We start from the raw sequence: 13,575 nt of genomic DNA on the forward strand, positions 1-13,575 counted from the left end.
TTTACTTCTTATTGATACTGGTGTAGCGGGATCAATAGGAGAACCTAAACTAAGGGATTGGATTTAATGAAATTAAACAATGATAGCCAATATATTAGAGAAGTATATTTAAAAAAGGATCAAATACCTTCATATAACAATTTTCCCTTTTCTCTTCCAATTTTTAGGACGTTAAGTGAGTTGAATTTTCATCCTAATGTCACTTATATTATTGGTGAGAATGGAATGGGAAAATCTACTTTGCTTGAGGGTATTGCAATAGCATTAGGTTTTAACCCTGAAGGGGGTACATTGAACTTTAACTTTTCAAGCTTTGACTCACATTCAAATTTAGATAAGTATATTCGTTTAGTAAAAGGTGTAAATAAAGCAAAGGATAGTTTTTTCTTTAGGGCAGAAACCTTCTATAATATTGCAACTAACATAGAGGATTTAGATAAAGAACCTTCATTTGGAGGGAAAATTATTGATTCCTTTGGGGGAAGGTCACTCCACGAGCAATCTCATGGAGAATCTTTCTTTGCCGCATTTACTGAACGGTTCCAAGGAAATGGTTTGTACATTTTGGATGAACCGGAAGCAGCGTTGTCCCCTTTAAGACAGCTATCATTATTATCAAGAATTAATGATTTAGTTAATCAATCCTCACAATTTATTATATCTACTCATTCACCGATTCTAATGGCATATCCAAATTCAAGAATTATTGAACTAACAGAAAATGGTATTAATGAGGTAAGACTTGAGGATACTCAGCACTACGCTATTATGAAGCAATTCTTTGATGATCGTGATCGATTATTACATCATCTTTTTCGTTAATTTCTGATTGCTCTGGAAAAGTGTGTCTCTACTACTACATGCTATAGGTAGCTTATATACATTTTACCTGAGAACTCGATAGCACATTAGTAATCTAGCACCAAAAAAAGGATAAATGTGAACTAGTTTCCCTGTTCAATCTATCCTTTTTTCCTACAAATCCCCTTATATACTACAACAATATGTTCTTACGATCTTCAACAATGCATAGGTTCGTTCAATCAGAAGACCACATTTCTTCTTGTGGATTTCTTACATGCTAGTAGGTATATGCTAATTTATCCCGCTCCAACTGGCGCTAAGACCCCCACTTCAAAACTTTAGATGAATCGAGAAGTTTAAGTGGGGGATAAGCGCCAGTAAGAACCCGATAATATGAACACAGACTAAGATCGCCACATCCTGTGGCAACGTCTGTGTGACCCACATCATGCGGGCCGGGGCTAACAATCAGTGGGGGATGAGGAAAACCCCCACTGATTGAAGTTTCACTTTATGTACCATTGACTTTATATCCAGATATTCACCCACAAATAAAGTTATTTAGTATTATAGATATAGTTGATTGCATCCGACAAATGTTTATTAAAATTTTCAGGATATTCATGAGTTAATCCTTCAATAATAGTATATGTATATGGTATTTCCTTCTTTTCTAGTAATGAAACGAATTTCTCAGTACCCTCAAAACAATCTTGGTCTTTATCACCACAAATGATGTATCCCTTACTATTTTTTTTCTTTAATCGGTCAAGTAAGACTTCCCATTCTTCAATTTCAGGTAACCAAGGTCCCATGAGGATGTATCCTTTACACTCAATTTCATCATTTAGAATAGCTTTTAATGCTACTCTTGCGCCTGCTGAAAAACCACCAACAATAACCTTTTCTTTTCTTACATTATAGTTTTCACTTAAGTAAGTAAGGTGATCCTTTAATTCTTTTGTCCCTTGTTCAACATTATCCCACATATAAGCATCAGAAAATGCAATACTTGAAGACTGTGGTAGAGCTAAAATGGTTTCCTGAGAAGGCAACTTCCAGCGAGGCTCAGTTATATCTATATTCTCTTGGTTGCCATGGAGTGCCACAATAACGGTTTCTACTTCAGAATTTTTTTCAGATTGTACAACCTTCAGTTGCGGTTTAGTTAATCTTTGGGCAGTTACCTCCCGTTCCTTACAAATTTGCATCATATCTTGAAATTCCTTATATTTATGAAGATTCTTTAGATCATCATCTTGAGAAATGTAGTCGTAACTGTACCAATATCCATTTTCGATGATAGCTTCACGTAATATTGACAAAGCTTCTTGCTCTAATCCAGATGAACTTGCTAAACAATATCGAAAGTTAAAAATCTGGGCTTTGTTACCCTTTACTTGATCTGCGTATTTGGTTATAAATTTGTAAGCTGTTAAGCTACCTTCACTCGCATTGATTTCTAATGTTTTATTTAATAAGCTTGCATATGTTAGTCTTGTCATATTCCCTCCAAAAGAATGAGCTAAAATAAATGTCATGATCAATATCCTAATCTATATCTACTTAGGTAAGAGTATAAAAATTTAATTTTTACTTATATCAATGTTTAAACCATCCTACTTTAATTCTTTAAAAAATCTAAGTAAAAATTAGTATTATATGGGTATTTTACCAAATAGTTGTTAAAACATATAGTAAGAAAAGGAAAATAACTTTATTTACTTCATTAATGGAGAACTAATCTATGAGGGAATAATGGCTTTTTCTAATTGGAAATAAGTAGCGGTTTAGAATGTTTGATTAAGTCCATTATGAATGGTCACATAACACAGATATTGAGCACATTTTCATTACCTTTATAATGTGTAATATGATAATAACGCATGTAATCTTAGAGATTTTTACTTATTTTTTCTTGAGAATTTTAATAAAGCAACATTGTTACTTTTTATAATCATCCTCTTCTATGTCTGTTGTTAAAAATTCATACACTACATCTTGAACAATATCATGTAAATCTTGATCATCTGTATAAGTCTTTATAACCTTTTTATATAATGTGTCATAATCTTGCTGTGTTAAAGGTACTGTTTCTAACGTATGTTGATACTGGTAGAAACAGTTTCGGATCATTTTCTCAATAAGCTGTTTGTTCATGCTTGCCCCCGTAGTTTCGATTTAAAGTAATGATACTAGACCTATATTCTCCAGACAACATTTTTTGCAGGAGATTATGTTTACATATCGAAGCTAGTACTGGGGGGATAATAATTATGAAAGAACGCGAATGGAGAACGGTGTATTTACTTTCTGTTTTAACACTAGGCACAATCACATTTTTTCTTTTAACGGTGTATGACTTAACAGATGAACTAGTTCGTGATTTTTGTCTAAGTTTTATTGTCATTCACTTAATTGTAAAAACGACTTTATTAAAACCGAAGGATTCTTGAAGTCACTTCCACTCCTAGAAGTGACTTCAGGAATCCTTCATTTTCCATTTGAAAACGAACGTATATTCGCTTATTATAGTGAATAGAATAAAATAAGAACATACATTCTTATTGAGGTGTTTGAAAATGAAAGTGGACTACAGTCAATTTCCACACGAGAGAATCTTGTGTGTGGATATGAAAAGCTTTTATGCGAGCTGCTCAGCGGTGATGTTAGGACTTGACCCAATGACATGTTATTTAGCAGTAGTAGGAGATACAGACAGGCAAGGAAGCATTGTCTTAGCTGCTTCCCCAAAAATGAAGGAAGAGTTTGGAATCAAAACAGGCTCCAGGCTTTTTGAGGTACCAAAGGATCCACGCATTCAGCTAGTCAATCCTAAAATGGGCACATACGTCCGAATATCAACTGAGATTACACGGCTATTTCATCGATATGTACCGAAGGAAGCGGTTCATACTTACAGCGTGGATGAAAGTTTTTTGAAGGTGGATGGTGTTGAGAGGATTTGGGGGGATGCCACGACCATCGCCCATAAAATTCGAAATAGTCTCCAAGCAGAGTATGGTCTTCCTTGTGCAATTGGAATAGGTCCTAATATGCTTTTATCTAAGCTTTGTTTAGATTTAGAGGCAAAGAAAAAGGGAGTAGCAGAATGGACATTTGAAGATGTAGAGAACAAACTTTGGCCCCTCTCCCCACTTAGCAAAATGTGGGGAATCGGCACTCGAACGGAGCGTAATTTAAATCGTATGGGCATTTTTTCAGTTGGCCAGCTGGCGAATTATCCGTTAGAGCTGTTAGAAAAGAAATTTGGTGTAATGGGAAACCAGCTCTATTATCATGCACATGGTGTGGACCTCTCCCAAATCGGCGCGCCTATTATGCAAGGTCAAATTAGTTTTGGTAAGAGTCAAATTTTAATGAGAGATTATCCAGACCCAAATGAAGTAAAGCATGTCATTTTAGAAATTTGTGAAGAAGTTGGAAGAAGGGCTAGGCAGCATAAAAAAGCGGGTAGAACCGTTAGTCTTGGTATCGGCTACAGTAAAGATGAATTTGGTGGGGGCTTTCATCGGTCAAGAACTGTTGATTCACCTACAAACATCACACTCGATTTGTACAAAGTGTGTCTTGAGCTGTTTGAGGAAAATTACCGCGGGAAAACCGTTCGGAAAATAGCGATTGCTTTATCAAACATTGTAGATGATGACCAGATGCAGCTCAATTTATTTGATAGGAATAAACCAAAAAGACGTGCACTTGGATACACGATGGATGCCATTCGTTCTAAGTACGGATCCAGTTCAATCCTGCGTGCGGTTTCCTATACAAATGCAGGAACGGCAAGACATCGAAATAAGCTAATCGGTGGACACAAAACGTAAAACGGGAGGAGGAGTCGAATGATTCGAGATCGTGGAAACATTAAATGGACCTCAATGATGCTTCCAGAGCATGTAAAACTATTAAGAGATTGGGCGAAAGAAGATGAATATGAAACAAAGCCTGAACTTGATGAGCAACAGCTAGAACAAATGAATGCTGTTATTTGTGAATCAATGGCATATGGTACGGAACTAGCTATTACTTATTTTGAACATACGAGACACTGTACGGTGCGAGGTGTAGTGCACTACGTAGATGAAGTTCGGCAAAAATTGCGAGTCGTAGATCAAAGTGGTCGGATTTATTATATTTCTCTGACAGCCGTTACGGAAGTTTCGGGATAGTTTTTCCAGGCTCGCTAAGTTCTCGAAACGAGAAAAAGAGTTTCGCTATAATTTATTTTTTTTAAAAATAAGAAGTTAGGGTAGAGAGCATCTCACCCTAACCATTCCTATTTTTTCTCCTCAAAAAGTCCAATTGATAAAATAGCTTCAATTGCTTCAGGATTTTCCTCTGATTCAATTTCTACCTCTTGCCCAGGCTGCAGGGACAAAGCCAAAATTCCAAGTAAACTTTTAGCATCGACTACCCAATGCTCTTTCTTCAAAAGGACGGTTCCAGGAAAAGTGTTTGTTGTTGCTACAAGCTGACTTGCTGCTTCAGCAAAAACCGGCTTTAGTACAGTAACATTCATTTGGATAACTCCTCTCTAACATTCAAATGTATATAGTTAAGTATAGAAGGAGTACGATCCAATAAACAAGCGGAAATGGGAAAAATTCATCAAAAAAGTTGCTTGGAAAAAGAACATAGTAAAGTCGAAAAACTAGTAATAAAAAATATAAAAACCAAAGGTCAAATGAAAAAAGAAGTGTGTAAAGTAGCGATAAAATGGGTATAAAGAAGGAAAACAATCCATTTAATAGATGAGATTTGAAATTCTCTATCAAAATATACTATGATGAGAATAGGAGGTGGATAAATGAGGAAAAGGGTAGCCAAAATGTTAATAGGCTTTGTTGCAATAGCCATCTTTATTGGGTTAGCTGAAACTAGTACAGATTCAGCAAAGAAGCAGGAAGAAGTAGTCATAACAACTGAACATAATTTATAATTGATTATATAATCCATGGGTAACCCCATGGTTTTTTATATGTATAATGTAGACAAAAACAAAAACCGACTGGAAGAATAAGGAGATGGGGAATGTGTCACATGCAATTGGTATTTCAGGAAGTGTGATTATGTCAGACCCAAGCAAATATACAGAGTTATTTTTAGATTACATAGAGCACATTGAAATAGGGGAATTTCAAGATGAAGAAGCATTCCAAAGCTTCTTAGAAGCAAAAGAATCTAGGAAGATGACGTTCGGATTGCACTCTCCATTATATCGAAATCAAAGTAAATATGATTTATTAGAAAAGGTGCATTATGATCCCGAAAGGGCCTGGAAGCAATTTGAGGAAGAAGTGAAAAGAATGGCTGAATTAAATGCAGCGTATATACTTGTGCACTTCCCCTATTTTAAAGAACAAGGGGAGGGGAGCTACTTCAAACAAATAAAAGCTGGCCTAGAAAAGCTAGCAACCCTTCAAGAAAAGTATAACCTTCCAATTATTTGTGAACCAAAGCTAGGCTTTAATCGATCATCGGTTGGAATAGAAGCACTGCACCAATTTCCGTTCGAGGAATGGAGAAAATATAATGTGAAGTTATGTATTGATATTGGTGACTACTTGATGGCAGTTGGAGATCGAGCCTTGCATTATATATCAAAATGGAGGGAATTCATTAAAGTCGTTCATTTGCATAATGTTGAGTTTCATGCATATAAATATATTTGGGCTCCAGTTCATCCATCACATGAAGAGGACGACACTCATTTTAAAGTAAGAGAAATAATAACCACATTAATAGCGAGTAAGGGTATATTTTTCGTATTTGAACACACTCCTCATTCGAAGCCAACTAAAAGATTTGTAGAAGAGGGGATAGAATGGGTTAGAAATCTGATAAAACAAGAATCTTCTTAATAGATTCCTTTCGTCTTGCCTCTATGTAGAAACTTTTTCGACAATCTAACGTACATATAAGTAAGCTGCAAACAGGAGGGGTGTAATGGCTCATATTATAACAGGTCTTATTTTATTGCTAACAGGTTTGCTATTTATTTTTATAGATCGATATTTCCCATATGTGGAGCTCATGTCAGGTTTTACAGAGAAGGGGTTTAAACGAATTATTGGATCATTAATAACAATAGGTGTACTTTTGGTTAGCTTTGGAGTTTATACCTATGTAACGTATCAGCCTCCATTTATTGAAGTAAGAGCAGCTGGAGAAAAGTACTTAATTGATGGAGAAATTGGAACAGTAGGATATATACTAAACGAGATGGACATTTATAGAGAACATAAAGAGACTAGTATACACCTTGTTTTTTGGGACAGTATTGATGTAGAGAAGGTTACTATTTCTCTTACAAGCCCGAGCGGTACGGTTATAGAGTCAAACGGGAAGTTCCACTTGGTTCAAAATGAAATGTCAAAAGCAGTTAAGGAACAAATACAATTTGCAAGCGTTTATGAGTGGTCCCCTGTTACATTTAGTCAGAGCGGTAAGTGGAAGGTAACTGTAACAGGAGATGGGAAACACATGGCAAGCTGGACAATAAGTGTATTTCAAGAAATCAGTAGCTAGGTAAACAGCTACTGATTTTTTTAAAAAGATAAGAAATTATAAGTGTTGGATTGTATCTTATTACGGGTGTGCTTAGTAATCAGCGCTCCAGCGCCCAACCAAGGTGAAATGGCGACGATCTTTGCCATTTCAACCTAATCGAGGTCAGATACAGTTCAACTAACCATCAGTGAATTTTTCTGATGATTAGTTGAACCAATCGGACTCCAACTCGGTTTTGTTTTTTAACCGCCAGTTGGAGTGGGGTAACCCTAAATGAGTAAAAGGGGAAAGCGCCCTTTTTCAATGCTCTGCCTGAGGCTAAACGAAACGCCCTGAGCCTTCTGTTCGACTACAGAATGTAGTCAGCAAGGGAATGGACTCGGACGCTTCGGTTTTAGCCTGGGCATCCTAACTATCAAGCACTCTAAACCTTTCGCTTATCAGTCACCCTTCTCAGCGCGGACACAGGAAACAAATTGTCCTTTATGTGTTCCATCACAATAAGGAAGCTTTGATGATTTTGTACAGCGGCATAACGAAAAAGCTGGTTTTGCCTCAAACACATTCCCTTCGGCATCAATAAGCTCTACATCCCCAGTAACACGGTAAGGACCATTATCCATAATTTTGATTTGAACCTTTGACATAGTTGATCTCCTCCTATATAAGACTTATGTTCATAGTAAAAGGAAATGGATAAAAATTCAAATACTAGGGTGTTATAAAAAAATAATGGCTGTTAGGGAATCAGCAGGCATAGGCATAAAAGTGATTGAAAAATCACCAAACGAAAAAAACCAGCTTCAGGGCGGGAAGCTGGTTATCAAAGGAGGCAAACATCATGACGGTTAAACCAAACTTTTAATTAGTGTACGAAAGCTGCGCCAACGATAATTAAAAGGATAAACAATACAACGATTAGCACGAAGCTGTTACCATAGCTATTGCCGCCATAGCCAGCACCTGCTACGTTACCACCATATCCATAACCCATATATAACACGCTCCTTGACTATAAATTTTAGATAATACAATTTTACGTATTATCCACTAATACAATATGATAAGGAAGATTAGTTTGTAATGGACAAAAACACATGAAAGGGAGAAATGGTTATCAGTCTATTCATCTATCTTTTCACTTCCTAGGAAGTCCTTTACTCTTTTTACACAATGACTTCGCTCATAGCTTTTATAGAGATTATTTCTTAGGCGAACTGGATCACCAAAGAAAAAGCGTTCATACAACGTTTGTCTAGACCCAAAGGCACTCATGGAAAAGTCCCAAGCAAGCCTGAAGAGCTGTACTCTTTCTTTTGCTGGAAGTGAAGTCGATTGTAAATAGCGCTCTAGATCACGCTTGTTTACAGAGGTGAAATCTTTTTCGGTTGGAATTGAAACAAGACCACTTGCTCCTAATAGCTGAAGTATTTCTGTGTATCTTGGATAAAGTGTTGGGAAAATGGTTGTTGCTACATATAAAGGATTTATGTCAGGTATAAAAGTGCCGAAGCGGTCTACTTTAGCATGTAATTCAGAGGAGTCTAGTAGAGATTTTATGGTTTCAAGACCAATAATGATCTCACTCATTTTTCCTTGAACATGCTCATACTCCCCAATGTGTATACTATCGATTAACGTTTGGGCAAGGCCAACAAGAAATTCAAGCTTCGTTTGTCTTCTTGTTGTAACTTGATGTAACACGAGAGGAAAGAAGCTACTTTCACTATATAGTTTACCAACAATCGTCAAATCATTGTGGAAGAAGATACGATTCCATGGAACGAGCACATGATCGAACACGACGATGGCATCAACCTCGTCAAACCGAGAAGCTAGTGGATGATCAAAAGGAGATTCGCGATAAGAAAATGATTCTCGACAAATAAATTTCAATCCCTTTGTATTACTAGGTATAGAGAAAGCATAGGACATGCTATGACTATTTAGTCCTCCGCCTGAAGGGAAGACGATAATTTCGTCAGTAATTCCTCCTTGGGTTGCAAGGAGTCTAGCACCTTTTATCACAATTCCTTCTTCATTTTGATCAATAACTTGAGCAGCAATAATCTCATCTTCGAATTCTTCAAAATAATACGGAGAGCGGTTTACTTGAGGATTCAAAAAAGTATGTGTAAACGATAAATCCTGTTCACGTGCCATTTCATAAAAATTCCATATATTTTCTTCCCATTTAGGATTATGATCCCCAAACAGTCCTTTAGAAGCGGCGAAGGTCATTAAGGCTGTATTCATATAGTCAGGAGATCTTCCCATACAGCCTCCTGAAAGAGCTGCCCACTCCATAATCATGGATCTTCTACATGATAAATCTTCCTTTGATTTCGGAATTAAATATGAAACGCCAACACGATTTCCTGTCAACGGTGAAGAATAGGTCATTTTGCTACTATAATTCGGATGAACCTGGAGATCATATAACTCTGCTTGACTTTTCATAATTCCCTTAAAGGCAGGATGTTCTGAAATTTTACCAGTTACTTTTTCTCCATCAATCCACGTGTTGGTGTTAAGTTGATTAATTCTGTGTATATACTCTTGGCCCGAAATTACAGACATAAACTCACCTCATTTTCTTCCTTTCTTAACCTATGCATAAAGAGAGTTCATGTTTACAGGATTTAGTGGAGTAAGGATCATAAAAAAACTTCCCTTATAAGGAAGTTTCTATGGGAGAGAATAGATCCTAAAAGCCAATATTAAGTATAACCAGTAACTGTCTTGATTGTTTGTTGAGAAACATCAACTAAAATGGTGTTCCTTTAGAAACTCATCTACTATATTTTCGTACATTTCTTTATTAGAACCTAATGAATACGCATGAGATCCTTTCGGAGCAATAAATAATTTTTTTGCGCCTCTTTTTTTCTCATAGAGTTTCTCTGACATATTAGGTAAAATGTAGTCGTCTTCTTTACTGTGTATAAATAGAATAGGATTTTTGATATTCTCAATACAAGAAATAGGAGAGACGTCTTTTAGTGAATATTTATCTCGAATTTTTATAAAGGCTTTACCAAATGGTAAGACTGCCTGTTTGGGAAGCTTAAAGTCTTTCTTTAATAAATAAGCAAGCTGCTCTTCGAAATCAGAAAATGGACAATCGGCAATATAAAAATCTGCTTCATCTTCAAGCAGCCCTGCGTATAAAAGCAAGGTAACAGCACCCATGGATTCACCGTGAATCCCGAGTGTAATATCGTCCCCAAATCTATTCTTTGCCCAGTGAACTACAGCCTGAAGATCGAATTTTTCATAGTGACCATAGCTTGTTGTACGTCCACCTGTTTCACCATGTCTCCTGTGATCGTACATGATGACGTTCCAGTCACGGTTATGAAATAAATACATATATTTAATCGAGTTAACTCGGTTCATCGTCACACCATGACAGAGAATAATATATCGATTGGATTCAATCTTACTTGGGACAAATGTACCTTTAATTTGATATCCGAAAGGAGAAGAAAGAACAAAATCCTCCTTCTTTAGTTTGTCATAATCCTCAGGAACAAACCTATTCTCTTTCACTTCTCTGTCATATATCGTTTCATACGGTTTCTTTTTTATGTACATGGTCCGATTACTAAAGAAAAGGCCAATTGAAATGATATAGGCAAATACAACTCCTAATCCGATAAACAGCTTCCTCATATGTTTCCTCCAATTCATACAAATGATTCTTCCATAGTTTATCACGCCTTGCGGGAAAATTAAAAAAAGCACACCTATTTTTAGGTATGCTTCTTATTGGTTCTCCGACTTTATTGCGGAGAGTTTTGACGTCCAGTAGGATGGATGGCTTTATCCATTTCTTCAGCAGCCATTACGTTCTTTGTATTAATTGCCTCATTGGAAGGCTGTCCCTTCTGTCCTTTTTGCTTAGATTTTTCAGATCTTCCCATTGTTGCACCGCCTTTATACATATTTTTGCTTTATATAAGATTCCCAATCATACGAATCATATGTAAAAAACTAGCCAATTTGAGTGGCTAGTTTAGTCGGTCGTATTTACTCTCGATTGGTTTAGAGATGTGTGGTCGTATGATATTAACTGCCTTTTTTACACCATCCAGGTGAATGCCTGTCTCAATACCCATTTGGTTTAGCATAAACACCACGTCCTCTGTTGCAACGTTACCAGTTGCTCCTTTTGCAAAAGGACAACCACCTAAGCCTCCGGCAGAAGTATCAAATCTTGTAATCCCTGCTTGAAGTGACGCCAGGACATTTGCAAGGGCCATTCCTCGGGTGTCATGGAAATGAGCCGTTACCAGTGTGTCATTGAAATGGCGTAGTAGCGTTGAAAATAATTGGAAAGCTTCTTTTGGATTAGCCATTCCGATTGTATCCGCAACACTAAGTTCATCAACACCATACTGAGCAAATCGAGTACATAATTGTAACACATCGTCCATTTCTATTTTGCCCTCATACGGGCAATAAAATGATGTAGAAATGCAAGCGCGAACAAATACACCTTTATCTTTAAGATCAGCAATAATTGGCTTCAATTCTTGAAGACTTTCCTCGGTTGATTTATTAATATTTTTTTGATTAAACGTATTGCTAACACCTACAAAGACAGCAACAGCCCGACAGTTCGCTTCTAATGCACGGTCGACCCCTTTGCGATTAGGTGTTAAGACAATATTGCGTGTATGATCAGAAATAGCCTCAACAATCTCCATTGCATCCTGCATTTGAGGTACCCATTTCGGGGATACAAAAGAGGTTAACTCCATTTCCTTAATGCCAGCATCCTTCAATGACTGGATAAATTGAATTTTTACAGGTGTAGGCACCAGATTTTGATCATTTTGTAAACCATCCCGAGGACCAACCTCAATGATGGTCACTTCTTTTGGTAAGTTCATCGAACCCCTCCACTATGAAATCTTCATCATATCTATTCTAGTGAATCAGTTAACTATAAAGCAAGAATAATAGAAAAATTGACAAAATTAAAGGAATTTTGCAAAGAAAAGAGAAGTATTTATAGATATTGAATGGCTGAAAAGGAGGACAACATATGAGTTCAAGAGAAGTAGTAATCGTTAGCGCAGTGCGTACAGCAATTGGGAATTTTAATGGGTCATTAGCATCTGTAAAGGCCACAACCTTAGGTGCAACCGTGATAAAGGAAGCGTTAAACCGCATCGGCCTAGACAAAAACCAAGTAGATGAAGTAATCATGGGGAACGTCCTACAAGCTGGATTAGGTCAAAATCCGGCAAGGCAAGCTGCAATAGAGGCAGGACTGCCAATTGAAACATCATCCATGACCATTAATAAAGTATGTGGTTCTGGATTAAAGGCTGTTCATCTAGCTACTCAAGCCATTCTGTCAGGGGATGCAGAGGTTGTAGTAGCAGGTGGAATGGAGAATATGAGTCAAGCGCCTTATCTTCTGCAAGGTGCAAGAGATGGATTTAAAATGGGAGATCAAAAATTAAAAGATAGCATGATTCAAGATGGACTTTGGTGTGCATTTAATGACTATCACATGGGAATAACAGCAGAAAATTTATGTGATAAGTATGAGCTTACGAGAGAGGAACAAGATCAGTTTTCGGCTTTAAGCCAGCAAAAAGCAGTGGCTGCAATCGAATCAGGAAAGTTTAAAGATGAAATTGTGCCAGTAGAAATTAAAACAAGAAAAGAAACGATTATCTTTGATACAGATGAATATCCAAAGGCAAACACAACGGTTGAAAAATTAGGAGGCTTACGTCCAGCGTTTAAAAAGGATGGTTCTGTAACAGCTGGAAACGCTTCGGGTATTAATGATGGAGCAGCGGTAGTTGTGGTGATGAGTAAGGAAAAAGCAAATGAACTTGGCATTCAGCCGCTTGTGACTATTAGAGCAAATGCAAGTGCTGGGGTAGACCCTTCTACGATGGGAATTGGGCCAGTTCCAGCTGTTAAGCGTGTGTTGGAAAAATCAAAGCTGAATCTTTCCGATATTGAGTTAATTGAAGCAAACGAAGCGTTCGCAGCCCAATCACTAGCAGTAGGTCGTGAGCTACAACTCAATCAGGAAATCCTAAATGTTAATGGCGGGGCAATTGCACTTGGACATCCAATAGGAGCAAGTGGAGCTAGAGTACTTGTCACACTTATTCATGAGATGAAAAGACGTAATTCAAAAACAGGTCTAGCGACTTTATGTATTGGTGGCGGTCAAGGGGTAGCTACCATTGTTGAAAACGTATAGAA

Annotated in this window: 17 protein-coding genes; 8 read left to right on the top strand and 9 right to left on the bottom strand. The window is 37.1% G+C overall.

The annotated features are described in order from the left end of the window. The first annotated feature begins 66 nt into the window (after positions 1 to 66). Positions 67 to 822 carry an AAA family ATPase gene (locus tag ACFSCX_RS19715; protein ID WP_377929967.1) on the top strand — a complete coding sequence of 252 codons (756 nt, stop codon included), beginning with the start codon at positions 67 to 69 and terminating at the stop codon, positions 820 to 822. Positions 823 to 1,361: 539 nt separating this feature from the next. On the opposite strand, the gene ACFSCX_RS19720 is transcribed toward ACFSCX_RS19715, so the two are convergent. After that, complete coding sequence (locus ACFSCX_RS19720; protein ID WP_377930036.1) at positions 1,362 to 2,309, bottom strand: alpha/beta hydrolase; 948 nt, start codon at positions 2,307 to 2,309, stop codon at positions 1,362 to 1,364. 439 nt (positions 2,310 to 2,748) lie between these two features. Beyond that, the gene (locus tag ACFSCX_RS19725) at positions 2,749 to 2,964 is read right to left on the bottom strand and encodes a YqzH family protein (RefSeq protein ID WP_377929968.1); all 216 of its coding nucleotides are present in this window, start codon (positions 2,962 to 2,964) and stop codon (positions 2,749 to 2,751) included. Positions 2,965 to 3,080: 116 nt separating this feature from the next. On the opposite strand from ACFSCX_RS19725, the gene ACFSCX_RS19730 reads away from it, so the two are divergent. From ACFSCX_RS19730 to ACFSCX_RS19740, 3 genes are all read left to right on the top strand, one after another. After that, positions 3,081 to 3,260 carry a hypothetical protein gene (locus tag ACFSCX_RS19730; protein WP_377929969.1) on the top strand — a complete coding sequence of 60 codons (180 nt, stop codon included), beginning with the start codon at positions 3,081 to 3,083 and terminating at the stop codon, positions 3,258 to 3,260. Positions 3,261 to 3,386: 126 nt separating this feature from the next. Next, the gene (locus tag ACFSCX_RS19735) at positions 3,387 to 4,649 is read left to right on the top strand and encodes a Y-family DNA polymerase (protein ID WP_377929970.1); all 1,263 of its coding nucleotides are present in this window, start codon (positions 3,387 to 3,389) and stop codon (positions 4,647 to 4,649) included. An 18-nt stretch (positions 4,650 to 4,667) separates the two neighbouring features. After that, positions 4,668 to 4,994, top strand: coding sequence for a YolD-like family protein (locus ACFSCX_RS19740; RefSeq protein WP_377929971.1), 327 nt, complete (start codon positions 4,668 to 4,670; stop codon positions 4,992 to 4,994). A 107-nt stretch (positions 4,995 to 5,101) separates the two neighbouring features. Here ACFSCX_RS19740 and ACFSCX_RS19745 read toward each other — a convergent pair whose 3' ends face one another. Beyond that, complete coding sequence (locus ACFSCX_RS19745; protein WP_377929973.1) at positions 5,102 to 5,344, bottom strand: HPr family phosphocarrier protein; 243 nt, start codon at positions 5,342 to 5,344, stop codon at positions 5,102 to 5,104. 288 nt (positions 5,345 to 5,632) lie between these two features. On the opposite strand from ACFSCX_RS19745, the gene ACFSCX_RS19750 reads away from it, so the two are divergent. The 3 genes from ACFSCX_RS19750 to ACFSCX_RS19760 all read left to right on the top strand — a co-directional run bounded on the left by ACFSCX_RS19750 (position 5,633) and on the right by ACFSCX_RS19760 (position 7,353). Further along, positions 5,633 to 5,764, top strand: a complete 132-nt coding sequence (locus ACFSCX_RS19750) for a hypothetical protein (protein ID WP_377929974.1) — start codon at positions 5,633 to 5,635, stop codon at positions 5,762 to 5,764. Positions 5,765 to 5,858: 94 nt separating this feature from the next. After that, a complete protein-coding gene (locus ACFSCX_RS19755) occupies positions 5,859 to 6,686 on the top strand; it encodes a TIM barrel protein (protein WP_377929975.1) in 828 nt (275 codons plus the stop codon). 85 nt (positions 6,687 to 6,771) lie between these two features. After that, the gene (locus ACFSCX_RS19760) at positions 6,772 to 7,353 is read left to right on the top strand and encodes a hypothetical protein (RefSeq protein WP_377929976.1); all 582 of its coding nucleotides are present in this window, start codon (positions 6,772 to 6,774) and stop codon (positions 7,351 to 7,353) included. A gap of 422 nt (positions 7,354 to 7,775) precedes the next feature. Here the strand turns inward: ACFSCX_RS19760 and ACFSCX_RS19765 are convergent, their stop codons facing one another. From ACFSCX_RS19765 to ACFSCX_RS19790, 6 genes are all read right to left on the bottom strand, one after another. Continuing rightward, positions 7,776 to 7,982 (bottom strand): CDGSH iron-sulfur domain-containing protein, encoded by a 207-nt coding sequence (locus ACFSCX_RS19765; protein ID WP_377929977.1) that lies wholly within the window; start codon positions 7,980 to 7,982, stop codon positions 7,776 to 7,778. 218 nt (positions 7,983 to 8,200) lie between these two features. Next, the gene (locus ACFSCX_RS19770) at positions 8,201 to 8,329 is read right to left on the bottom strand and encodes a YjcZ family sporulation protein (RefSeq protein ID WP_377929978.1); all 129 of its coding nucleotides are present in this window, start codon (positions 8,327 to 8,329) and stop codon (positions 8,201 to 8,203) included. Positions 8,330 to 8,457: 128 nt separating this feature from the next. Next, positions 8,458 to 9,915, bottom strand: coding sequence for a 4-hydroxyphenylacetate 3-monooxygenase, oxygenase component (hpaB, locus tag ACFSCX_RS19775; protein ID WP_377929979.1), 1,458 nt, complete (start codon positions 9,913 to 9,915; stop codon positions 8,458 to 8,460). Between the two features lie 183 nt (positions 9,916 to 10,098). Next, positions 10,099 to 11,010 (bottom strand): alpha/beta hydrolase, encoded by a 912-nt coding sequence (locus tag ACFSCX_RS19780; RefSeq protein ID WP_377929980.1) that lies wholly within the window; start codon positions 11,008 to 11,010, stop codon positions 10,099 to 10,101. A gap of 110 nt (positions 11,011 to 11,120) precedes the next feature. After that, on the bottom strand, positions 11,121 to 11,261 hold the full coding sequence (locus ACFSCX_RS19785) for a hypothetical protein (protein ID WP_377929981.1): 141 nt from the start codon (positions 11,259 to 11,261) through the stop codon (positions 11,121 to 11,123). Between the two features lie 87 nt (positions 11,262 to 11,348). Continuing rightward, positions 11,349 to 12,233 carry a hydroxymethylglutaryl-CoA lyase gene (locus tag ACFSCX_RS19790; RefSeq protein ID WP_377929982.1) on the bottom strand — a complete coding sequence of 295 codons (885 nt, stop codon included), beginning with the start codon at positions 12,231 to 12,233 and terminating at the stop codon, positions 11,349 to 11,351. 155 nt (positions 12,234 to 12,388) lie between these two features. Here ACFSCX_RS19790 and ACFSCX_RS19795 point away from each other — a divergent pair, with 155 nt between their 5' ends. Further along, positions 12,389 to 13,573, top strand: coding sequence for an acetyl-CoA C-acetyltransferase (locus tag ACFSCX_RS19795; protein ID WP_377929983.1), 1,185 nt, complete (start codon positions 12,389 to 12,391; stop codon positions 13,571 to 13,573). The last annotated feature ends 2 nt before the right edge of the window (positions 13,574 to 13,575 follow it).

The organism is Bacillus salitolerans (assembly GCF_042680805.1).
GTDB classification, from domain to species: domain Bacteria; phylum Bacillota; class Bacilli; order Bacillales; family SA4; genus Bacillus_CJ; species Bacillus_CJ salitolerans.